Origin of the sequence: Leclercia barmai (assembly GCF_049312895.1) — a bacterium.
Taxonomy (GTDB): Bacteria; Pseudomonadota; Gammaproteobacteria; order Enterobacterales; family Enterobacteriaceae; genus Enterobacter; species Enterobacter barmai.
In genome coordinates, this window is sequence record NZ_JBMNWZ010000005.1 from 146546 (window position 1) to 169855 (window position 23310).

Genomic DNA, 23310 nt, shown 5'->3' on the forward strand with positions numbered 1-23310 from the left:
GAAAGAATAAACTGAGGCGATTTTTTTTAGTTATTTAATATTCAATTAACAACTAACGATAAAAAGAAATACAGCTCATAAATAAAAAGCCGTTTGCTCCTCGCAGAGCAAACGGCTTTTTTGGAACACGACTGACTCAGTGCAGGACGGTGACCGCATCTTCCAGACGTTTCGCCCGGTGCTTCACCATCGCCGACACCTGCGCGCTGGTTTCGACCAGCGCCGCGTTTTTCTGGGTAATCGAATCCAGTTCAGCGACCGCCCGGGTCAGCTCCGACAGGCCGGATGCCTGCTCGGAGGTGGACTGGCTGATCTCGGCGATCAGTCGGGTGACGTTCTGCACTTTCTCGACGATGTCGTCCATGGTGCGTCCAGCGGCATGAACCTGCTCGGAGCCCGACAGCACTTTGCTGGCGCTGGCGTCGATCAGCTTGCGGATATCGTTGGCGGCATTGGCGCTGCGGCTGGCCAGATGACGTACTTCTCCGGCCACCACCGCGAAGCCTTTGCCCTGCTCCCCTGCCCTGGCCGCTTCTACCGCCGCATTCAGCGCCAGAATATTGGTCTGGAAGGCGATGTCGTTAATCAGCTTGGTGATGGAGCCGATACGCTGGGTGCTGTCGGCAATCTCATCCATGGTTTTGACCACCGTCTGCATCGCGTGTCCGCCTTCGGTGGCGGCGTCGCTGGCGGCGATAGAGAGTTTATCGGCATCGACGGCGGTTCGGGTGTTGCTCTGCACGGTCATCGCCAGCTGGTTCATGGTCTCGACGGTCTGTTTCACGTTGGAGACGGTCTGGTGCGTGCGATCGTTGAGGTCGTCGTTGCCCCGCGCCAGCTGGTCGCTGCCGTCGCGCACGTTAACCACCTGGCTTGAGACGTCGTTGATCAGCCAGCGGCACATCAGGCCGAGCTGCCCGACCGCCCGCAGGGTCAGCCCCAGCTCGTCGCTGCGGTTAAGGTGCTCCACGCTGTTGCGCTCGCCCGTCGCCACCTTCAGCGCCTGGCGCGCCACGTTTTCAACCGGACGCACGATCTGCTGTTCAAACAGCAGGGTTCCCAGCAGCATCACCAGCGCGCTGGCGCCCAGTGCCGCCCAGCCCGCCCCGGTGGCGAACAGGGTCGCAGCCAGCACGGCAAACAGCGCCGTCATCACGCTACGCACCCGCCAGCGCAGCGGCATCGCCGGGAGTTTACCGGCCCAGCCTCTGGCAACCACCAGCCCCTTATGCACCCGCTTTTTGCTGCGCCCTTCGTTCAGGGCTTTATACAGCGGCTCCACGGCGGCAATCTCCTCCGGCGTGGCCTTCACGCGAATGGACATATACCCGGTGGTCTGGCCGTTGCGCACCATCGGCACCGCGTTGGCGCGCACCCAGTAGTGATCGCCATTTTTACGGCGGTTTTTGACGATGCCGCTCCAGGGCTCACCCTGTTGCAGGGTGGACCACATGTCGGCAAAGGCCGCTTTTGGCATGTCCGGGTGGCGAACGAGGTTGTGCGGCTGCCCGACGAGTTCGGCCAGCGTGTAGCCGCTCACCTGAACAAAGGTGTCATTGGCCTGGGTAATGTAGCTGTGCAGATCGGTTGTGGACATCAGGGTGGTGTCATCTTGCAGCGGATATTCACACTGCGTGACAAACGGTTGAGGCGACATAGGCATCCCTTGCAGGTTACTTGAATGTTATTTTTGTGGCGTAAATATTTTACGGCGGTAACGAACATATCTTTAGATGTTAAACATGCCTGAGATCGCAAAACGCAACTAAACCGCATTTTTTGTGTGTTTTTTTAATTTATTGATATCTAATGATTTCAATTCGCAACTACTCCTGAAGGAGGATCCCTGTCTGCCCCCAATACAGCCTATATCCGCCCTAAAACAGGGCAAATGCACTGCCAGCGGGCATCTCTGCATCTGAAAGTTCCATGTCGCAGCGGCCATGCTGCCGTTTTGCATGATTAAATATTGTGTAACATTATTTTAACCTGGCGTTTATCCCGATTTTTGTTAAGTCCCCGGATGTGGCGTAAAGCCTGCAATACTTAATCCAGTATCATGTGATACGCCATACCCGGGAGCATATTTTGAACAGGTTACCTTCCAGCGCGTCGGCCCTTGCCTGTACCGCGCACGCCCTGAATCTCATTGAGAAGCGAACGCTTGATCATGAGGAGATGAAACAACTTAACCGCGAGGTGATTGATTACTTCAAAGAGCATGTAAATCCCGGGTTTTTGGAATACAGAAAATCTGTTACTGCAGGCGGGGATTACGGAGCCGTAGAGTGGCAAGCAGGAAGTCTGAATACGCTTGTCGACACCCAGGGACAGGAGTTTATAGATTGCCTGGGTGGATTTGGTATTTTCAACGTGGGGCACCGTAATCCAGTAGTGGTTTCCGCCGTACAAAATCAGCTTGCAAAACAACCCCTTCATAGCCAGGAACTGCTTGACCCTTTACGGGCGATGCTGGCAAAAACGCTGGCGGCACTGACGCCGGGGAAACTGAAATACAGCTTCTTCTGTAACAGCGGCACGGAATCGGTCGAAGCGGCGATCAAACTCGCCAAAGCGTACCAGTCGCCGCGCGGGAAATTCACCTTTATCGCCACCAGCGGTGCTTTCCACGGCAAGTCGCTGGGGGCCCTCTCTGCCACGGCGAAATCCACCTTCCGCAAACCCTTTATGCCGCTGCTGCCGGGCTTCCGCCATGTGCCGTTCGGCGATATCAGCGCCATGCGCACCATGCTGAGCGAATGCCGTAAAACCGGCGATGACGTGGCGGCGGTGATCCTCGAGCCTATCCAGGGCGAAGGGGGCGTGATCCTGCCTCCGCAGGGCTACCTGCCCGCGGTGCGTCAGCTGTGCGATGAGTTTGGCGCGCTGCTGATCCTGGACGAAGTGCAGACCGGCATGGGCCGCACCGGCAAGATGTTCGCCTGCGAGCATGAGAACGTGCAGCCGGACATCCTGTGTCTCGCCAAAGCGCTGGGCGGCGGCGTGATGCCGATTGGCGCCACGGTCGCCACCGAAGAGGTGTTCTCGGTGCTGTTCGATAACCCTTTCCTGCACACCACCACCTTTGGCGGCAACCCGCTGGCCTGTGCCGCAGCGCTGGCGACCATCAACGTGCTGCTGGAGCAGAACCTGCCCGCCCAGGCGGAGCAGAAAGGCGACATGCTGCTGGACGGCTTCCGCCAGCTCGGGCGTGAGTACCCGGACCTGGTGCAGGATGCGCGCGGTAAAGGGATGCTGATGGCTATTGAGTTTGTCGATAACGAAACCGGCTACAGCTTCGCGAGCGAGATGTTCCGCCAGCGGGTGCTGGTTGCAGGCACGCTGAACAACTCGAAAACGATCCGCATCGAACCGCCGCTGACGCTGACCATTGAGCAGTGTGAGCTGGTGCTGAAAGCGGCCCGCAAGGCGCTGGCAGCGCTGCGGGTGAGCGTGACTGAAGCGTAAAATACGCCGGGCGGCGCGATGCTTGCCCGGCCTACGAGTCTGTGCCTGTTGTTGCCCGGTGGCGCTTCGCTTACCGGGCCTACAACTGCCACAACGACGTTGGTTTTTGTAGGCCGGGCAAGCGTAGCGCCCCCGGCATGTCAAATGTTACCGGTGAAATTCCGCCACGGTCATGGTAAACCGCAGCACGCTCTCCCCGTCGTTTACATAGCTATGCGCCGCGTCGGTTTTCGCCACCGCCGACGCACCGGCAATCACCTGATTAACGCTCTCCTCCACCTTCAGGGTTAATACGCCCGCCTCCACGTGAAGCAGTTCAAATGTCCCTGCCGGATGGCCTGGCGAGCTGAAGCTTTCTCCCGGCTGCATCTCCCATCGCCAGAGCTCAATCATGTCCGGGCCAGTGGTGCCCGCCAGCAGTCGGGCGCTACCGCCCTTCTCACCCTGCCAGAGCACCGGGATCGCCGCTTCCTCGATAATGTGCACCTGCGGCTCGCTGGCGACGTTGACGATGTCCGCCACCGATATGCCCAGCGCCGCCGCCAGTTTGCAGAGGATCGCAATGCTGGGGTTAGCCGCCCCTTTCTCGATCTCCACCAGCATCCCTTTGCTGACGCAGGCCCGGCGCGACAGCTCATCCAGCGACAGCTTTTTCTCTTTCCGCCAGTTGCGGATACGGTTTGCCACCGCCAGGCTTACCTGGGCGACATCGGCACCCGTTGCAGTCATTATATTGACTTTATCAGTCATTGGTCATTACCATGGTATAAAACAGTCAATACAGGATTATTTATGTCCCTTCTCACGCCGTCAATAGACCCGCGCCTTGCCGGGATCGCGCCGGGGTTCCGCGCACTGAGCATTGTGGTTGAAGCTGCGCCGATTACCGCGCCGGAGGTTGCGCCAGCGGTGTTAGCCCAGGCCTGCCAGCAGGTATTAAACGATGACGTGGCCTGGGCTGATGCCCATCTCGCCGCCTGGGATGAGGTGTTCAAGGCCTTTGGCGCTAAACCGAAACGCACGCCCTGCTCCGCCAGCGCCCTGCGCAAGCGGGTCCTGAAAGACGGCACATTGCCGCCGCTCGATCCGGTGGTAGATATCTACAATGCCATCAGCATCCGCTACGCCATTCCGGTGGGCGGGGAGAATCTCGCCGCGTATACCGGGGCCCCGCGCCTGACCCTGGCCGACGGCAGCGAACCTTTTGATACCTTCAAAGAGGGGCAGCCGAGCGTGGAACATCCCGATGCGGGAGAGGTTATCTGGCGCGATGACCTGGGGGTGACCTGCCGCCGCTGGAACTGGCGACAAGGGGTGCGTACCCGCCTGGATAGCAAGGCGCAGACCATGTGGTTTATTCTTGAAAGCCTGCCCGAGATGCCGTTAACGGCGCTGGAGGCGGCGGGGGATGAGCTGGTCAGCCATCTGCAAAAATTGATGCCGGGGGCAACGGCGCAGCTGCAGCTGCTGGAGCTGGCCTGAAAAACGCCGGGCGGCGCTGCGCTTGCCCGGCCTACGATATTCGTTGCTTTTGTAGGCCCGGTAAGCGCAGCGCCACCGGGCAACAGACCGCACCATCCCACAGGCCCGGTAGCGCAGCGCCACCGGGCAACAAACCGCACAACCCTTACTCTGGCATCAACCCAACGAAACACCGTTTTTTACGCGGCTCCGACATCAAATCCTCAAGCTGTTCCACGCATGCCAGATAGTGCGGGGTCTTTTTATGCGCCGCCACCGCCTCTTCATCCTTATAGGCTTCGTAGATAAAGAACCGGGTTTTCACCCGCGGATCCTGCAGCACGTCGAAGCGCAAATTGCCCGGCTCCTGGATCGCTCCTTCGTGGTTGGCGCGAAACACCTGCAAAAACTCATCCACCTTATCCGGCTTAATGTTGATCTCCACTAACGTCACGTTCATTGCCCTTCTCCCTGTTTTTCTTCCTGCCAGAACTGATACGCCTCGCGGGCGCTCATCTTCTCGTGTACCACTTTCTTCACCGCCTTCAGCATCGCCAGCGGCGCGCTGGACTGGAAGATATTGCGTCCCATGTCGACGCCCGACGCGCCCTGGTCGATGGCGCGGAAGCACATCTCCAGCGCCTCCTGCTCCGGCAGCTTTTTCCCGCCGGCGATCACAATCGGCACCGGGCAGCTGGCGGTCACTTTTTCGAATCCCTCTTCCACAAAATAGGTTTTGACGAACTGGGCCCCCATCTCGGCGGCGATACGGCTGGCGAGGGAGAAGTAGCGCGCATCCCGGGCCATCTCTTTGCCCACCCCGGTCACCGCCAGGGTCGGCATGCCGTAGCGACTGCCTGCATCCACCAGCTTGATGATGTTGTTGATCGACTGATGCTCATACTCGCTGCCGATATAGACCTGCGCCGCCACCGCGCAGACGTTGAGGCGCAGGGCATCCTCCATCGCCACCGCCACGCACTCATTGGAGAGCTCGCCGAGCATCGAGTTGCCCCCGGAGGCGCGCAGCACCACCGGTTTATTGGTGGCGGGCGGCACGGTGCTCCTGAGGATCCCGCGGGTACACATCAGCACGTCGGTTTCACCGAACAGCGGCGCGATGGAGAGATCGATACGCTCAAGCCCGGTGGTCGGCCCCTGGAAATAGCCGTGATCGAAGGCCAGCATCACCGTGCGGTTGCTGTTGGGGTTGAAGATCCGCGCCATGCGGGACTGCATCCCCCAGTCCAGCGCCCCGCACCCTTTCAGGGTGAAAGGCACGTTCTGCTGCGGTCGGTCGATGCCAAAGTTCTTACCCTCTTTGATGTCGTCTAAATCAGCCATGTTCTCTCCCGTCAGAAGTCGTAGTTGTTGATGTTCTCTTTGGTGAACACCACCCGCTCCGGCAGCAGCACGATGCCGTTGCCTTTCGCTTCATACTGATAGCCCTGCACGCTGTTCGGCTCGACCTTCAGGGCGCCGATATCTTTGATCTCCACGCTGTCGCCCACGTTAAGATCGCCTTTTTTCAGCAAACGATCGGCGACATTGACCGCAATTTTGCCCTGCTGTACCACGTCCCACAGGCCAAAGGCTTTTACCGTCCCGCGCTCCACGTACGGACGCATCACGTTTGGCGTGCTGAAGCCGACAATCGCTACCCCTTCACGCTTCAGGTTTTCTGCCGCCTGGGCGGCCGCTGGCAGGGCGTTGGCGTCCGGGGCGATGATCGCATCCAGATCCGGATAGGCTTTTAAGATCCCTTCGGCGGTCTGCAGGGATTTGGTGGCATCGTTATAGCCAAACTGGGTGGTGACGATCTGCCACTGGGGATGATCTTTGGCGATTTTGGCTTTCGCCTCTTTCACCCACTGGTTCTGATCGGTGACGGTGGGGCTGGAGTAGAAGAACGCCACTTTGGCATCCGGTTTGGTCACCTGCTTCGAGGCCATCTCCACCAGCAGGCCGCCGAGCTGTTCCGGGGTGCCCTGGTTGATGTAGATGCTGCGGCACTCCGGTTTGGTGTCGGAGTCCCAGGTCAGCACTTTCACCCCGCGCTGCATGGCGCGCTTCAGCGCCGGGCAGAGCCCGTCCGGCGACACCGCCGAGACGATAATGGCGTTGTAGCCCTGGTTGACGAAGTTATTGATCAGCTGCACCTGCCCGGAGACGCTCGGCTCGGTCGGGCCATCGTAGGTGACGTCCGTTCCCAGCGCTTTACCCGCCTCTTTCGCGCCGTTGCCACCGCTGGTAAAGAAGCCGACGCCCACCAGTTTCGGGATAAACGCGATGCGATCCGCCGCCTGGGCCGTTGCCACGCTTAACGCCACTGCCAGCACCATCAGTTTTATTTTCATCTTACGCTCCGGGTAGTTTTGTGAAGAGAGATCGCACCCATTCACGGTGCAGACTCAGTGAACGTCCCATCACCACCACAACCAACAGCGCCCCTGACAGCGCGCTCGACACCTGGTTGGGGATGCCGACCATCTGTAACCCCTGTTGCAGATACCCCACCAGCAATGCCGCCAGCGCAGTACCTAATACCGAACCTGAACCGCCATAAATATTCGCCCCACCCAGCACCGCGGCGGTGAGCGCCGGCATCAGCAGATCGCGCCCTAAATCGGAGCGCGCCGAGCCGAAATAGGAGACCATCACCAGCGCGGCAATCGCCGAGGCTATCCCCACCAGGCCATACAGGGCGTAGGGCATGCCGTTGACCGACAGCGCCGCATAGCGCGCCGCGCGCGGGTTCTGCCCAATCAGAAACAGATGTCGGCCAAAGCGCCCGCGATGGGTAATAAGCCAGAAGAAGAAGGTAATCACCGCGAACAGCACCAGCGGGATGGGCAGCCCCAGCACGGTGAGGTTAGCAAAGGCCGTGAAGCTCTCCGGGAAGCCGCCAATGCCTTCATACCCGGTGGCCCCGGCCATGCCCGAGAGCAGCAGCGCCCCGCCGCCGTACAGGTAGAGCGTACCGAGGGTGATCACCAGCGGGCTGATCCCGGTGTAGTGAATCAACGCCGCGTTAAACAGCCCGCACAGCAGCCCGAGCAGCAGGGTGAGCGGGATCGCCGCCACCATCGGCACGCCGGACTGCATCATCACCCCCAGCGCGATGGCGCACAGGCCAATGGTGGAGCCGAGCGAGATGTCGATCCCGCCGCTGATGATCACTAATGTCAGCGGCAGAGCCACGATGCCGATACAGATAAAGTCGCTGGTGCTGAACAGCAGCATGTTGATGTCGAGCATCCGCGGATTGAGGGTGCCGAACAGCAGGATCTCCAGCACCAGTAAAAGCAGCAGCGCCCACTCCCAGTTAAGCTTCATTTACGCCACCTCTTTTTTGCGTTTGGGAAACGGGGTGACGTGCTTTCCCCCTTTGTTTCCCGGCTGGAATCGGCTGTACTTCAGCGCCCGCTGATGACGCGCCAGCGCCTGGCGCAGCCGTCCGTCGAGCACCAACACCCCCAGCAGCACCAGCCCGGCGATAAAGTCGTTCCACCAGGCCGGTAGGCGGAACAGCACCAGCACGGTGTCGATCTGGGTCAGGAAGAAGGCCCCCAGCAGGGCGCCGATTAAGGTGCCGGTGCCGCCGAGCAGGGAGATGCCCCCCAGCACGCAGGCGGCGATGGCTTTCATCTCCAGCCCGCTGCCGGTCTGGTTCGGCACGAAGCCGATCTGCGCGGCAAAGACGATCCCGGCGCAGGCCGCCAGCACGCCGTTAAGGGTAAAGGCCGCCATCCGGGTGCGGTTGACCGCCACGCCCAGCTGGCGGGCGGCGGCGAGGTTATCCCCGACGGCGTAAAAATCCCGGCCAAAGGCGGTGCGCGACAGCGTCCAGGCCCCAACGGCGGCAAAGGCCAGCACCACCATCCCCAGCGGGGATATCCCGAGCGCCACCGGCTCCGACAGGGATTTCAGGCTCACCGGCAGGCCTTCGATCCACTTCCCGTCGGTCCAGAGCAGCATCGCCCCGCGATAGAGTCCCAGCGTGCCGAGGGTGGCGACAATCGCCGGAATACGCAGCCCCACCACCAGCAGGCCGTTGAAGGCCCCCGCCAGCGCGCCGATAGCCAGCGCAAACAGGATCGCCACCGCCAGGCCGTAGCCATTATTCAGCGCCACGCCCACGGCAATGGCGCACAGCCCGACAATGGAACCGACCGACACGTCGATATTGCGGGTAAGCATCACCAGCCCCGCCCCGAGAGCCAGCAGGATCAGAATTTGCGAGCTGGCGAAGATCATCCCCAGGGTCTGCAAACTGAGGTAGGCCGGGTTGAGCGCCACCAGCACCACAAACAGGGCGAGGATCGCCAGCAGCGCGCTGAGCTCGCGGTTTTTCAGGAGTGTTTTCATGCCTGCCCTCCAAAGGCCAGGGCCATCATGCGATCGAGGCTGACGGCGTGGCGCGGCAGTTCCCCGCTGAGCACCCCCTGATGCATCACCAGCACCCGATCCGCGAGACCCGGGAACTCGTCCATGTCGCTGGAGATCATCAGCACCGCCACGTTTTGCGCCGCCACGCTTTTAATCAACTGGTAGATATCGGCCCGGGCGGAGACGTCCACCCCGCGGGTCGGTTCATCGACGATCAGCAGCAGCGGATTGGCTTCCAGACAGCGCGCCAGCAGCACCTTCTGCTGATTGCCTCCCGACAGGGTGCGCACGGTCTGATCGGGACTATTGAGTTTGATCCCCAGCGCCCGGTGATAGCGCTCCACCACCGCCGCCTCGCGTTTGCGCTGCTGCCAGAGGGAGGGCTCGTTCAGCGCCACCGTGTTCCAGCGAACCGGCGCATCCAGGAACAGGCCGGACACCTGCCGGTCTTCCGGGAGATAGACCAGCCCTTTCTCCAGCCGGGCGCTGACCGGATCCTTATCGATCTGCTGGTTCTCAAGCCAGATCTTCCCGCCACGGGGCGGGCGCAGGCCGTAGAGCGTTTCGGCGAACTCGGTGCGCCCGGAGCCCACCAATCCGGCGAGGCCGACAATCTCCCCGGCGTAAATCTCCAGGCTCAGGTCGATAAACCCCTCCCCGGTGAGCGCCTCCACCCGCAGTACCGGAAAATCCTGGGCCTGAGTGCGGCGATTGCCCGGCAGTGCCAGCCACAGCTTTTGCGTGTCGCTTAAGCTTCTGTCGCGGCTGACCGGAGTCATGGCGGCGATCAGGGCGTTATCGTCGTAGTCTGCGGTTTCGCCGCTCAGCACGATGGCTCCGTCGCGCATCACCGAGACGTGGCTGGCGAGCTGGCGGATCTCGGGCAGCTTGTGGGAGATAAAGACAATCCCGACGCCCGTCCCCTGTAGCGCGCGGATCTGGCGGAACAGGCGCTCCGTCTCCCCCGGCGTCAGCGAGGCGGTGGGTTCATCGAGGATCAATATCTTCGCCTCGCGCATCAGCCCGCGCAGGATCTCCACCATCTGCTGATCCGCCACCTCCAGGGTGCTGGCGGCGGCATCCAGGTTGAGCTGGCACTGGAGCTGCGCCAGCTTCTCGGCCAGACGCTGGGCGGTGGCCTGGCCGCGCGGCAGGCGGAAGAGAATGTTCTCGCGCACGCTGAGATTGGGAAACAGCATCGGCTCCTGCGGCACCAGATAGATGCCAAGCGCATGCGCCTGACCCGGTTTGAGACGAGCAAAAGGACGGCCGGCAATAGAAAGTTCACCGCTGTCGGGTGTTTCGACCCCGGCGACAATCTTCATCAGCGTGGATTTCCCGGCCCCGTTGCCGCCCATCAGGGCGTGCACCTGACCTGCAAGCAGAGTGAAATCAATGTTTTTCAATACTGGAACGCCGGAGAACTGCTTCTGGATCCCGCGCGCCTCGATAAGTGCTGTCATTACCGCTCCGCTATTGAACAAATGATTTTTGAAATTAATAATGTTCAAAAGCGTAGACGGTGAACTATATTTACAACCGTGCAGGGATCACAGTTTTATCGATAGGATCCCGATAAAGCTGAAACATTCCGGAATATCCGTTTTGCCGTGTGGCTCACAGATTCAAGCCGCGGCAAAGCGAACATATGATCTAAATTTTGATAAGAGTTCAAATATGGGCGAGAAACGCGTTGCCGAAGAGGGACGATTTGCCGGACTGGCGCTATCGGAAGAAGAACTGGTGGCGCGCGTGGCGTGGTGCTACTACCACGACGGCCTGACGCAGAATGATATTGGCGAGCGGCTGGGTTTGCCGCGGCTCAAGATTTCGCGTCTGCTGGAGAAGGGCCGACAGTCCGGGGTGATCCGGGTGCAGATTAACTCCCGCTACGAAGGATGCCTGGGGCTGGAGACCGAGCTTCAGCAGCGTTTTGGCCTGAAGCTGGTCCGCGTGCTGCCTGCGCTGAATACCCCGGCGATGAGCGTGCGCTTAGGCATTGGCGCCGCGCAGTCGTTAATGGGCGTGCTGGAACCCGGCCAGCTGCTGGCAGTGGGATTTGGTGAAACCACCATGAGCTGTATTCAGCACTTAAGCGGCTTTATCAGCTCCCAGCAGGTGCGGTTGGTGACCCTTTCCGGCGGCGTCGGGCCCTATATGACCGGCATCGGCCAGCTGGATGCCGCCTGCAGCGTCAGCATGATCCCCGCCCCGCTGCGGGTGTCGTCTGCAGAAGTGGCCGGGATTTTGAAGCGGGAAACCAGCGTGCGGGATGTGATCCTCGCCGCCACCGCCGCCGATGCAGCGGTCGTCGGGATTGGCGCCGTGAACCAGCGCCGGGATGCCACCATATTGCGCTCCGGCTATATCAGCGAAGGGGAACAGCTGATGTTTGCCCGCCGGGGGGCGGTGGGCGACATTCTGGGCTATTTCCTCAATGCCGAGGGCGAACGGGTCCCTGAACTGGAGATCCACCGTGAATTACTGGGCGTCACCCTCGATGAACTGGCGCAGCTGCCCACCATCGTTGGCGTCGCCGGAGGAGAAGAGAAAGCCGATGCGATTTATGCCGCACTGAAGGGTCGCCGTATCAATGGCCTGGTGACGGAAGAGACGACAGCCCGCGCGGTGCTGGCTCTGGCGAGTTAAGGCCCGGCCCTGCGCTAACATTGAGGCAAGCTCATGAGTTACCTTTTAGCGTTAGATGCAGGGACAGGCAGCGTTCGCGCCGTAATTTTCGATCTGCAGGGCAACCAGATAGCCGTCGGCCAGGCCGAGTGGAAGCACCTGAGCGTGGAGAACGTCCCCGGCTCGATGGAGTTCGACCTCGACACCAACTGGCGGCTGGCCTGCCAGTGTATCCATCAGGCGCTGGAGCGGGCGCACCTTGGCGCAGCGGATATTCAGTCCGTCGCCTGCTGCTCAATGCGCGAGGGGATTGTCCTGTACGACCGCAACGGCGAAGCCATCTGGGCCTGCGCCAACGTCGATGCCCGCGCCAGCCGCGAAGTGGCTGAACTCAAAGAGATCCACGACTACCGCTTTGAATCCGAAGTCTATGACGTCTCCGGCCAGACCCTGGCCCTGAGCGCCATGCCCCGCCTGCTGTGGCTGGCGCACCATCGCCCGGACATCTACCGCAAAGCCGCAACCATCACCATGATCAGCGACTGGCTGGCGGCGAAGCTCTCCGGCGAGCTTGCCGTTGACCCTTCCAACGCGGGCACCACCGGCATGTTAGATCTGTTCTCCCGCGACTGGCGTCCGGCACTGCTGGATATGGCCGGGCTAAGGGCCGATATTCTCTCCCCGGTAAAAGAGACCGGCACCCTGCTCGGCGCTGTCACCCACGAAGCCGCGCAACAGTCGGGCCTGCGGGAGGGCACCCCGGTGGTGATGGGCGGCGGCGACGTGCAGCTGGGCTGTCTGGGGCTGGGCGTGGTGCGCGCCGGGCAAACCGCGGTGCTGGGGGGCACCTTCTGGCAGCAGGTGGTTAACCTGCCGCAGGTGCGCACCGATCCGCAGATGAACATCCGCGTGAACCCGCACGTGATCCCGGGGATGGCGCAGGCGGAGTCGATCAGCTTCTTTACCGGGCTGACCATGCGCTGGTTCCGCGACGCCTTCTGCGCCGAAGAGAAACTGATTGCCGAGCGGATGGGGATGGACACTTACGCCCTGATGGAGGAGATGGCCAGCCGGGTGCCGGCGGGCTCTCACGGGGTGATGCCAATCTTCTCCGACGCCATGCACTTTAAGCAGTGGTATCACGCTGCGCCGTCGTTTATTAACCTCTCCATCGACCCGGAAAAATGCAACAAGGCCACCCTGTTCCGCGCCCTGGAGGAGAACGCGGCGATTGTCTCCGCCTGCAACCTGGCGCAGATTTCGCAGTTCTCCGGCGTGGTCTTTGACGGTCTGGTGTTTGCCGGCGGTGGTGCGAAAGGGACGCTGTGGAGCCAGATCTTAAGCGATGTCACCGGCCTGCCGGTGCGCGTGCCGGAAGTGAAAGAGGCTACCGCGCTCGGCTGCGCCATTGCCGCCGGAACCGGCGCCGGGCTGTATAGCGATATGGCCGCCACCGGGGAGAAGCTGGTGAAATGGAGCCGGGAGTTCACCCCGAATCCGGCGCACCGGGAGCTGTACGACGGCATGATGCAGAAATGGCAGGCGGTGTACGCCGATCAGCTCGGGCTAGTGGACAGCGGGCTGACCACTTCGATGTGGCAGGCGCCGGGACTGGTGCGGACATCCCCCTCACCACGGCCCTCTCCCCAAAGGGGCGAGGGAGAAATGCCGACCGAGCCCACTCTGTAAGACCGCACCCGACTGTCAGAGGGAGAAATACCGACCGGGCCCACTCTGTAAGACCGCACCCGACTGTCAGAGGGAGAAATACCGACCGAGCCCATTCTGTAAGACCGCACCCGACTGTCAGAGGGAGAAATGCCGACCGAGCCCACTCTGTAAGACCGCACCCGACTGTCAGAGGGAGAAATACCGACCGGGCCCACTCTGTAAGACCGCACCCGCCTGTTCCCTCTCCCCTATGGGGAGAGGGCTAGGGTGAGGGGTAATCTTTGAATCCCATCACAATCACCGCATTCCCCTTTTCCCTTTTACTCCGTGCTGGCTAAATTACTAACTCATCCGACCACATAACAATAATTTTACACTGGAAGAGACTATGAGCCGCTACCCGTCGTTATTCGCCCCCCTCGATCTGGGGTTCACCACGCTCAAAAACCGCGTGTTAATGGGCTCGATGCATACCGGGCTGGAGGAGCGGCCGGACGGCGCACAGCGGCTGGCCGCGTTCTACGCCGAGCGCGCCCGTCACGGCGTGGCGCTGATCGTCACCGGCGGCGTGGCCCCTGCCCCCTCCGGCGTCGGGATGGAGGGCGGCGCGGTGCTGAACGATGCGGCGCAGTTGCCCCACCACCGGATCGTCACCGATGCCGTCCACCAGCAGGGCGGCAAAATCGCCCTGCAAATTCTGCATACCGGGCGCTACAGCTATCAGCCTGACCCGGTGGCCCCGTCGGCGATCCAGGCTCCGATCAACCGTTTTAAGCCCCACGCCCTGACTCACGATGAGATCCTGACCCTGATCGACGACTTTGCCCGCTGCGCGGCCCTGGCGCGGGAAGCGGGCTACGACGGCGTGGAGGTGATGGGCTCCGAAGGCTATCTGATAAACGAATTCCTCGCCGCCCGCACCAACCAGCGCGACGACGAATGGGGCGGCGACTACGCTCGTCGGATGCGCTTCGCCGTCGAAGTGGTGCGTGCCGTGCGCGAGCGCGCCGGGAGCGATTTTATTATTATCTTCCGCCTGTCGATGCTCGACCTGGTGGAGGGCGGCGGCACCTTCGACGAAACCGTCCAGCTGGCGCAGGCCATTGAGGCGGCCGGGGCAACCATCATCAACACCGGGATCGGCTGGCACGAGGCGCGCATCCCGACCATCGCCACCCCGGTGCCGCGCGCGGCGTTCAGCTGGGTCACCCGCAGGCTGAAGGGCAAGGTGTCGATCCCGCTGGTGACCACCAACCGCATTAACGATCCTCAGGTGGCAGACGATGTGATCTCACGCGGCGATGCCGATATGGTGTCGATGGCGCGGCCATTCCTTGCCGACGCCGAGCTGCTGTCGAAAGCGCAGAGCGGTCGGGCGGATGAGATCAACACCTGTATTGGCTGCAACCAGGCCTGCCTGGATCAGATTTTCGTCGGCAAAGTCACCTCCTGCCTGGTCAACCCGCGCGCCTGTCACGAAACCCGCATGCCGATCGTGCCTGCTGTGAATAAAAAGCGGCTGGCGGTGGTGGGCGCAGGCCCGGCGGGGCTGGCGTTTGCGGTGAATGCCGCGTCGCGCGGCCACAGCGTGACGCTGTTTGACGCGCTCCCTGAGATCGGCGGGCAGTTTAATATCGCCAAGCAGATCCCCGGCAAAGAGGAGTTCTACGAGACGCTGCGCTACTACCGGCGGATGATCGACATTACCGGCGTGGATCTGCGGCTCAACCAGTGGGTGGGCGCGGAAGATCTGCTCGACTTTGACGAGACGATCCTCGCCAGCGGGATCGCCCCGCGAACGCCTGAGATCGAGGGCGTCTCACACCCGAAAGTGCTGAGCTATCTCGACGTGCTGCGCGACAAGGCGCCGGTGGGAGATCGCGTAGCGATTATCGGCTGCGGCGGGATCGGCTTTGATACCGCCATGTACCTGAGCCAGGCGGGCGAGGCCACCAGCCAGAATATCGCGGAGTTCTGCGCGGAATGGGGCATCGACACCAGCCTGAACCAGGTGGGCGGTTTGCGCCCGGAAGGACCGCAACTGCCGAAAAGCCCGCGCCAGATCGTGATGCTGCAGCGCAAGGCCAGCAAGCCGGGCGAAGGGCTGGGTAAAACTACCGGCTGGATCCACCGCGCCACCCTTCTCGCCCGCGGCGTGAAGATGATCCCGGCGGTGAGTTACCAGAAGATCGACGACGAAGGATTGCATGTGCTGATCGGCGGTGAACCGCAGCTGTTGCGCGTGGATAATGTGATTTTGTGTGCCGGTCAGGAGCCGAAGCGCGATCTGGCGGAGCCGCTGCGCGAGGCGGGCAAAACGGTGCATTTGATTGGCGGGTGCGACGTGGCGATGGAGCTCGATGCCCGGCGGGCGATTGCCCAGGGGACGAAATTAGCGTTGGAGATCTAGAACATTGCCGGGCGGCGCTGCGCTTGCACCGGCCTACAAGACCGTAGGCCCGGTAAGCGAAGCGCCACCGGGCATCAGACCGCACAACAATCTTAACGACGGCGACCCAGCTTAACCGCCTTCAACACCACGAACTTGTTGTTGGTCGCCACGGTGGTGCAGTTACCGAAGATCTTCTTCAGCTTGTGGAAGTAGTCCAGATGACGGTTAGCCACGATATACAGCTCACCGTTGATTTTCAGGCAGCGGCGCGCGTGGTGGAACATCTCCCAGGCGACGTTATCCGTCAGGGCGTGTTTCTGGTGGAACGGCGGGTTGCACAGCACCGCGTTAAAGCGGAACGGCTCAACGCCCGACAGCGCGTTGTTGATCATAAACTCGCAGCGATCCAGCGCTTCCGGCATGTTGGTTTCCACGTTGAGACGGCTGGAGGCCACCGCCATCGGCGACTCATCGCTGAAGACCACGCTGGCTTCCGGGTTCTTCGCCAGCAGCGTCAGACCGATCACCCCGTTACCACAGCCGAGATCGACGATCTCCCCTTCCAGATTTTCCGGCAGATGCTCGATAAAGAAGCGCGCGCCGATATCCAGCCCGGTACGGGAGAAGACGTTGGCGTGGTTATGGATGGTCCAGTCGGTGCCTTCCAGCTTCCAGCTCAGGGTCTCCGGCGCGTCGGCCAGTTCGGGTGCTGTGAAGGTACAGTTGATCAGACGGGCTTTTTTCCACGCCAGCGTGGTGGTGGTTGGCCCCAGCACTTTCTCGAACAGTTCCAGCGTGGAGGTATGGATATCACGCGCTTTGGCCCCGGCGATAATGCGTGTCTCTGGCGTCACCACCTTGCGCAGCGCGCGGAGCTGCTGCTCCAGCAGGGCCATTGTTTTTGGCACTTTGATCAGCACCACGCCCGGCGCCTGCGGGTAATCCGCGGTACTGTCGAGGAACTTGACGCTGGACTCTTCAATTTCGTTGTGACGCAGGTTCTCGCGCGTCGCCAGCTCGCTCAGGTATGAATCCCCGATGCTGTAAGGGGTGTGTTCGGCCAGTGCGCAACCCAATGCGCCGAAAGCATCATTCAGGATCAGAACCGGGCCGCTGATTTCAGTGTCATCCAACTGCTGCAGCAGATATTCATCCGCCGCTTCCCACGCCTGAAGCGGGTTAACGTCGTCCGTTTCCGGGAAACGTTTTAAGTCGAGTGAACGGAAACCGTTGTCTAAGTGGCTCATCGGCCCTCCTGAGTGGTAAAATTTCGGCGTTATCCCTGAAAAGGGTGCGTGAGTATACCCGTTTTCAAATTATTTTGGGGTTTTGATGAACCAGCTGACTTACCTCCAGGGCTACCCGGAGCATCTGCTTTCCCAGGTCCGCACCTTAATTGCCGAGCAAAAACTGGGGGCGGTACTGGAAAAACGCTATCCGGGCACCCACGATTTCGCCACCGATAAAGCCCTCTGGCAGTATACGCAGGATATGAAAAACCGGTATTTACGCAGCGCGCCGCCCATCAATAAGGTGATGTACGACAACAAGATCCACGTCCTGAAGAACGCGCTCGGCCTGCACACTGCCATCTCCCGCGTGCAGGGCGGCAAGCTCAAGGCCAAGGCCGAGATCCGCGTGGCAACCGTGTTTCGCAACGCGCCGGAAGCCTTCCTGCGCATGATCGTGGTGCATGAGCTGGCGCACCTGAAAGAGAAAGAGCACGACAAAGCGTTCTACTCCCTGTGCTGCCATATGGAGCCGCAGTACCACCAGCTGGAGTTTGATACCCGGCTGTGGCTGACGCATTTATCGTTAAAGAGTAATGAGAATTAGCGCACTCGATTTGTCATCATGACATGCTACAGTGGCATCAGGTTCCCTTAACGGAGTTCGTGAACGTTTATGATACGTTTCGCAGTCATTGGGACGAACTGGATCACCCGTCAGTTCGTCGATGCCGCCCATGAGACCGGCAAATATAAACTTACCGCAGTCTATTCCCGCAGCCTTGAACAGGCGCAGACCTTTGCGAACGACTACCTCGTCGAACATCTGTTTACCTCGCTGGAGGAGATGGCGCAGAGCGATGCCATTGACGCGGTTTATATTGCCAGCCCCAACTCCCTGCACTTCCCGCAAACGAAGCTGTTCCTCAGCCATAAAAAGCATGTGATCTGCGAGAAGCCGCTGGCCTCGAATATCGATGAGGTCGAAGCCGCCATTGCCCTTGCGCGGGAAAACCAGGTGGTGCTGTTCGAAGCGTTCAAAACCGCCAGCCTGCCGAATTTCCTGCTGCTGCAGCAATCGCTGTCGAAAGTGGGCCGCGTCCGCAAAGCCTTCATCAACTACTGTCAGTATTCGTCACGCTACCAGCGCTATCTGGACGGCGAGAACCCAAACACCTTTAATCCGCAGTTCTCTAACGGCTCGATTATGGATATCGGTTTCTACTGCCTGGCCTCGGCGGTGGCGCTGTGGGGCGAGCCGCACCGGGTTCAGGCAACCGCCAGCCTGCTGGAGAGCGGCGTCGATGCCCACGGTCTGGTGGTGCTGGATTACGGCGATTTCAGCGTGACGCTGCAGCACTCTAAAGTCAGTGACTCGGTGCTGCCGAGCGAAATCCAGGGTGAGAACGGCGCGCTGGTTATCGAGAAGATCTCCGAGTGCCAGAAGCTGAGCTTCGTGCCGCGCGGCGGCAAGCCTCAGGAGCTGACGCAGCCTCAGCATATCAACACTATGCTTTATGAGGCAGAGGTGTTCGCGCGTCTGGTCGAAACCCAGGAAGTTAACCATCCGGGCCTTGCGGTGAGCCGTACCACGGCGAAGCTGCAAACCGAAATCCGTCGCCAGACGGGGGTGGTTTTCCCGGCGGACGGCCTTAACGCAGAAGTTACCGCGTAAAGCTGTGTAATGAATCAGTGCAGGTCATTGACGAAACCAATGACCTGACATATTTTGTTACCTGCAAAGGGGAGTAACTTCCTGGTCGGTGGATCGTCATTACGATGCGTGTAATACCGCATCCGGTCGCCGGGCAACGAAAAAGGAATACGATGAGCGTATTCCTTTCTTGTTGTAAGTGAGACCTTGCCGGAAGGCGAGGTCTATGCACAAAAAACGCAACGACTATCGTCTTCTGACGTTAGTCGTTTTTTTTTGTGGAAGGAAAATTGTATGAATACTGTCGGTACTCCGCTGCTGTGGGGTGGATTCGCAGTCGTGGTGGTCATCATGCTGGCGATTGACCTCTTCCTGCAGGGTCGACGCGGCGCACATGGCATGACCATGAAGCAGGCGGCCGCCTGGTCGCTGGTGTGGGTCACCCTCTCCCTGCTCTTCTGTGCCGCCTTCTGGTGGTATCTCTCCGTTACGCAAGGCCGCGCGGTGGCCGATCCCCAGGCGCTGGCGTTCCTGACGGGCTATCTGATCGAAAAAGCCCTGGCGGTGGATAACGTCTTCGTCTGGCTGATGCTGTTCAGCTATTTTGCGGTGCCTGCGGCGTTGCAGCGTCGGGTGCTGGTGTATGGCGTGCTGGGCGCGATCGTGCTGCGTACCATCATGATCTTCGCCGGTAGCTGGCTGATTACCCAGTTCGAATGGCTGTTGTACGTCTTCGGTGCCTTCCTGCTCTTTACCGGCGTGAAGATGGCGCTGGCGAAAGAAGATGAAACCGGTATTGGCGAAAAGCCGCTGGTGCGCTGGCTGCGCGGTCATCTGCGCATGACCGACACCATCGAAAACGAGCACTTCTTCGTACGTAAGAACGGCCTGCTGTTCGCCACGCCGCTGCTGCTGGTGCTGATCATGGTGGAACTGAGCGACGTGATCTTTGCGGTCGACAGTATTCCGGCGATTTTCGCGGTGACCACCGACCCGTTCATCGTCCTGACCTCAAACCTGTTTGCGATCCTCGGCCTGCGTGCCATGTACTTCCTGCTGGCGGGCGTGGCGGAGCGCTTCTCAATGCTGAAGTACGGTCTGTCGGTGATCCTGGTGTTTATCGGTATCAAGATGATGATTGTCGATTTCTACCATATCCCGATCGCCATCTCGCTGGGCGTGGTGTTTGGTATCCTGGTTCTGACTCTGGTCATCAACGCCTGGGTGAATCACCAGAACGATAAGAAACGGCAGATCGGGTAACAATCGCCCGGCGGCGCTATGCTTGCCGGGCCTACGGTTTTGTAGGCCGGGTAAGCGTAGCGCCACCCGGCACTACCTTGCGCAGAGGGGTTTAAGCGAACCACTCAGCAAAAATGTAAACGCACAGTTAAAAAATATGACGCAACACGTAAATTCCAGCATTTTGCTCTTCCCAGGCTTCGCGCATTCAATATACTCATCCTGACAAACACACACCTCTAACCGGAATATAAGTGCCTCAGAGCATCTCCGGGACGGAACGCAATCTCACTGAAGGAATTTTTATGACCATGCAATCCCCTGGTCTGCTCGCGCGCCTGGCGCAGGGCAGCCTCGTTAAACAAATACTGGTAGGTCTGGTGCTGGGTATTTTACTGGCTCTGGTCTCTAAACCGGCTGCTATCGCCACCGGCCTGCTCGGCACCCTGTTCGTTGGCGCGTTAAAGGCCGTCGCACCGGTCCTGGTGCTGATGCTGGTGATGGCCTCCATTGCCAACCACCAACACGGACAAAAAACCAACATTCGTCCGATTTTGTTCCTTTATCTGCTGGGCACCTTCTCTGCCGCGCTGACGGCGGTAGTGTTTAGCTTCCTGTTCCCGTCCACGCTGCATCTCACCTCTGCCGCGGGCGATATCACTCCGCCATCGGGCATCGTGGAAGTGCTTCGCGGCCTGCTGATGAGCATGGTCTCTAACCCGATTGACGCCCTGCTGAACGCCAACTATATCGGCATTCTGGTGTGGGCTGTTGGTCTGGGCTTTGCCCTGCGCCACGGTAACGACACTACCAAAAATCTGGTGAATGACGTATCCAACGCCGTCACCTTTATGGTGAAAGTGGTTATTCGCTTTGCGCCGATCGGTATCTTCGGTCTGGTCTCCTCCACCCTGGCGACCACCGGGTTTGAAACCCTGTGGGGCTATGCCCAGCTGCTGGTGGTGCTGGTGGGCTGTATGCTGCTGGTGGCGCTGGTGATCAACCCGCTGCTGGTGTTCTGGCAGATCCGCCGTAACCCCTATCCGCTGGTGCTGACCTGCCTGCGTGAGAGCGGCGTCTACGCCTTCTTCACCCGCAGCTCCGCAGCGAACATTCCGGTGAACATGGCCCTGGCCGAGAAGCTGAACCTGGATCGTGATACCTATTCCGTCTCCATCCCGCTGGGTGCGACGGTGAACATGGCGGGCGCGGCGATCACCATCACCGTGCTGACCCTGGCCGCCGTACATACTCTGGGTGTGCCGGTCGATCTGCCAACCGCGCTGCTGCTGAGCGTCGTGGCCTCGCTGTGTGCCTGTGGCGCATCGGGTGTGGCGGGGGGTTCTCTGCTGCTGATCCCGCTGGCCTGTAATATGTTCGGCATCCCGAACGAAGTGGCGATGCAGGTTGTGGCGGTGGGCTTCATCATTGGCGTGCTGCAGGACTCCTGCGAAACCGCGCTAAACTCCTCCACCGACGTGCTGTTTACCGCTGCGGCCTGTCAGGCTGAAGACGCGCGTCTGGCGAAAAACGCTCTGCGCAGTTAATAAAAAAGCCCGGTGGCGGCTACGCCTTACCGGGCCTACAGGATAAAAGCAAAACGGCAACCCTGAGGTTGCCGTTTTTAGTGTTTGTACCCTCTCCCCGTGGGAGAGGGTCAGGGTGAGGGCATCAGGCCGCACCGCTTACAGCGTCACACCACTCTTAAAGATCGCCAGCTCGCGGAAGTCGTTTTTCTCGTTGCAGGCCTGCTTGCCGTTGGCGATATCCACAATTACATCCACGAATTCCGTTAACAGCTGCGGCATCGCTTTGCCGTGGATCAGCTGACCGGCATCGAAATCAATCCAGTGCTTTTTCTTCGCCGCCAGCTCGCTGTTGGTGGCGATTTTCACCGTTGGCACAAAGCCGCCGTACGGCGTACCGCGACCAGTGCTGAACAGCACCATATGGCAGCCCGCACCCGCCAGGGCGCTGGTGGCGACGGCGTCGTTGCCCGGCGCGCTTAACAGGTTCAGACCCGGCGTGTTCAACCGCTCGCCGTAGCGCAGAACATCCACCACCTGGCTGGCACCCGCTTTCTGGGTACAGCCGAGGGATTTCTCTTCCAGCGTGGTGATCCCACCCGCCTTGTTGCCCGGGGATGGGTTCTCGTAAATCGGCTGGTTGTGGGCGATAAAGTACTGCTTGAAGTCGTTCACCATGGTGACGGTTTTTTCAAAGGTCGCTTCATCGCGGCAGTGGCTCATCAGAATGCGCTCGGCACCGAACATCTCCGGCACTTCGGTCAGCACGGTAGTGCCGCCGTTGCCGATGACGTAATCGGAGAACTGGCCCAGCATCGGGTTCGCGGTGATGCCGGACAGGCCGTCCGAACCGCCGCACTCCAGACCAAACTTCAGCTCGCTCAGCTTGCCCGCTTCGCGCTGGTCGTGGCGCATCACCTCATACAGCTGATGCAGGTGTTCCAGACCGGCTTCCACTTCGTCGTCCTGATGCTGGCACACCATAAAGTGAACGCGGGAAGGATCGAAATCGCCCAGCGTTTCACGGAAGGCATCCACCTGGTTGTTCTCACAGCCGAGGCCGATCACCAGCACCGCCCCGGCGTTCGGGTGGCGGACCATGTTTTGCAGCATGGTACGGGTGTTGATGTGGTCGTCACCCAGCTGGGAACAGCCGTAGGTGTGGCTGAAGAGGAACACGCCGTCGGTGCCTTCTGCTTCATTGGTCTCTTTCAGGAAACGGCTCTGGATCTGACGGGCGATGCCGTTAACGCAGCCGACGGTGGGCAGGATCCACAGTTCATTGCGAATCCCCACCTCACCGCTGGCGCGGCGGTAGATCTGGACGTCACGATCTGCCGCCTGGCTGCTCTCAGCCTGCAACTCAGGTTGATAGCTGTACTCATCCAGATCGCTCAGATTGGTGCGGGTATTGTGGGAGTGAATGAATTCACCCGCCGCGATATCCGCCAGCGCATGGCCAATAGGCAGACCGTATTTAACAACGTTCTCCCCTTTGGCAATGGGCTGCAGGGCAAATTTGTGCCCGCGCGCCATGTCCTGGCGCAGCGTGACGGTCTGGTTACCAAACGTCACGTCCAGCCCTTCGCTCAGGTCGGCCAGCGCGACCGCAACGTTGTCCAGCGAATGGATTTTGATGTATTGCATATC

At 60.3% G+C, this 23310-nt stretch carries 19 protein-coding genes; 9 read left to right on the plus strand and 10 right to left on the minus strand.

The features are described 5' to 3' along the window. Positions 1–136: 136 nt before the first annotated feature. On the minus strand, positions 137–1657 hold the full coding sequence (locus tag ACOYA6_RS18180) for a methyl-accepting chemotaxis protein (RefSeq protein WP_039031718.1): 1521 nt from the start codon (positions 1655–1657) through the stop codon (positions 137–139). 431 nt (positions 1658–2088) lie between these two features. On the opposite strand from ACOYA6_RS18180, the gene ygjG reads away from it, so the two are divergent. Then, positions 2089–3468 (plus strand): putrescine aminotransferase, encoded by a 1380-nt coding sequence (ygjG, locus tag ACOYA6_RS18185; RefSeq protein WP_223074578.1) that lies wholly within the window; start codon positions 2089–2091, stop codon positions 3466–3468. Positions 3469–3615: 147 nt separating this feature from the next. Here the strand turns inward: ygjG and ACOYA6_RS18190 are convergent, their stop codons facing one another. Then, a complete protein-coding gene (locus ACOYA6_RS18190) occupies positions 3616–4218 on the minus strand; it encodes a helix-turn-helix domain-containing protein (protein WP_422655169.1) in 603 nt (200 codons plus the stop codon). 42 nt (positions 4219–4260) lie between these two features. On the opposite strand from ACOYA6_RS18190, the gene ACOYA6_RS18195 reads away from it, so the two are divergent. Beyond that, complete coding sequence (locus ACOYA6_RS18195; protein WP_422655170.1) at positions 4261–4950, plus strand: B3/B4 domain-containing protein; 690 nt, start codon at positions 4261–4263, stop codon at positions 4948–4950. Between the two features lie 145 nt (positions 4951–5095). Here ACOYA6_RS18195 and lsrG read toward each other — a convergent pair whose 3' ends face one another. From lsrG to lsrA, 6 genes are read right to left on the minus strand one after another with little or no spacing between them, the layout of a single operon-like run. Further along, a complete protein-coding gene (gene lsrG / locus ACOYA6_RS18200) occupies positions 5096–5389 on the minus strand; it encodes a (4S)-4-hydroxy-5-phosphonooxypentane-2,3-dione isomerase (RefSeq protein ID WP_039031714.1) in 294 nt (97 codons plus the stop codon). Further along, the gene (gene lsrF / locus ACOYA6_RS18205) at positions 5386–6273 is read right to left on the minus strand and encodes a 3-hydroxy-5-phosphonooxypentane-2,4-dione thiolase (RefSeq protein ID WP_422655171.1); all 888 of its coding nucleotides are present in this window, start codon (positions 6271–6273) and stop codon (positions 5386–5388) included. Before lsrF ends, lsrG begins: the two co-directional genes overlap by 4 nt. 11 nt (positions 6274–6284) lie before the next feature. Next, positions 6285–7286 (minus strand): autoinducer 2 ABC transporter substrate-binding protein LsrB, encoded by a 1002-nt coding sequence (gene lsrB / locus ACOYA6_RS18210; protein WP_039031712.1) that lies wholly within the window; start codon positions 7284–7286, stop codon positions 6285–6287. Between the two features lies 1 nt (position 7287). After that, a complete protein-coding gene (lsrD, locus tag ACOYA6_RS18215) occupies positions 7288–8265 on the minus strand; it encodes an autoinducer 2 ABC transporter permease LsrD (RefSeq protein WP_039031711.1) in 978 nt (325 codons plus the stop codon). Continuing rightward, complete coding sequence (gene lsrC / locus ACOYA6_RS18220) at positions 8266–9297, minus strand: autoinducer 2 ABC transporter permease LsrC (protein ID WP_039031710.1); 1032 nt, start codon at positions 9295–9297, stop codon at positions 8266–8268. Continuing rightward, a complete protein-coding gene (lsrA, locus tag ACOYA6_RS18225) occupies positions 9294–10781 on the minus strand; it encodes an autoinducer 2 ABC transporter ATP-binding protein LsrA (RefSeq protein WP_138370277.1) in 1488 nt (495 codons plus the stop codon). Before lsrA ends, lsrC begins: the two co-directional genes overlap by 4 nt. Positions 10782–10995: 214 nt before the next feature. On the opposite strand from lsrA, the gene lsrR reads away from it, so the two are divergent. The 3 genes from lsrR to ACOYA6_RS18240 all read left to right on the plus strand — a co-directional run bounded on the left by lsrR (position 10996) and on the right by ACOYA6_RS18240 (position 16027). Continuing rightward, positions 10996–11967 (plus strand): transcriptional regulator LsrR, encoded by a 972-nt coding sequence (lsrR, locus tag ACOYA6_RS18230; protein ID WP_039031708.1) that lies wholly within the window; start codon positions 10996–10998, stop codon positions 11965–11967. 33 nt (positions 11968–12000) lie between these two features. After that, positions 12001–13635 (plus strand): autoinducer-2 kinase, encoded by a 1635-nt coding sequence (gene lsrK, locus ACOYA6_RS18235; protein ID WP_223074572.1) that lies wholly within the window; start codon positions 12001–12003, stop codon positions 13633–13635. Positions 13636–14005: 370 nt separating this feature from the next. Then, entirely contained in the window at positions 14006–16027 is a 2022-nt protein-coding gene (locus ACOYA6_RS18240; protein ID WP_139563679.1) for an NADPH-dependent 2,4-dienoyl-CoA reductase, read from the plus strand. A 92-nt stretch (positions 16028–16119) separates the two neighbouring features. Here the strand turns inward: ACOYA6_RS18240 and rlmG are convergent, their stop codons facing one another. Then, complete coding sequence (gene rlmG, locus ACOYA6_RS18245) at positions 16120–17256, minus strand: 23S rRNA (guanine(1835)-N(2))-methyltransferase RlmG (protein ID WP_422655172.1); 1137 nt, start codon at positions 17254–17256, stop codon at positions 16120–16122. An 85-nt stretch (positions 17257–17341) separates the two neighbouring features. On the opposite strand from rlmG, the gene ACOYA6_RS18250 reads away from it, so the two are divergent. The 4 genes from ACOYA6_RS18250 to sstT all read left to right on the plus strand — a co-directional run bounded on the left by ACOYA6_RS18250 (position 17342) and on the right by sstT (position 21681). Continuing rightward, positions 17342–17845, plus strand: a complete 504-nt coding sequence (locus ACOYA6_RS18250) for a YgjP-like metallopeptidase domain-containing protein (protein ID WP_138370282.1) — start codon at positions 17342–17344, stop codon at positions 17843–17845. A 69-nt stretch (positions 17846–17914) separates the two neighbouring features. Continuing rightward, positions 17915–18913 carry a Gfo/Idh/MocA family protein gene (locus ACOYA6_RS18255; protein WP_138370283.1) on the plus strand — a complete coding sequence of 333 codons (999 nt, stop codon included), beginning with the start codon at positions 17915–17917 and terminating at the stop codon, positions 18911–18913. A 273-nt stretch (positions 18914–19186) separates the two neighbouring features. Then, positions 19187–20155 (plus strand): TerC family protein, encoded by a 969-nt coding sequence (locus tag ACOYA6_RS18260; RefSeq protein WP_223074570.1) that lies wholly within the window; start codon positions 19187–19189, stop codon positions 20153–20155. A gap of 284 nt (positions 20156–20439) precedes the next feature. Next, positions 20440–21681: a serine/threonine transporter SstT gene (gene sstT / locus ACOYA6_RS18265; protein ID WP_422655173.1), complete on the plus strand. Its 1242-nt coding sequence runs from the start codon at positions 20440–20442 to the stop codon at positions 21679–21681. Between the two features lie 138 nt (positions 21682–21819). Here the strand turns inward: sstT and ACOYA6_RS18270 are convergent, their stop codons facing one another. Further along, entirely contained in the window at positions 21820–23307 is a 1488-nt protein-coding gene (locus ACOYA6_RS18270) for a UxaA family hydrolase (RefSeq protein WP_039031701.1), read from the minus strand. Positions 23308–23310: the final 3 nt, after the last annotated feature.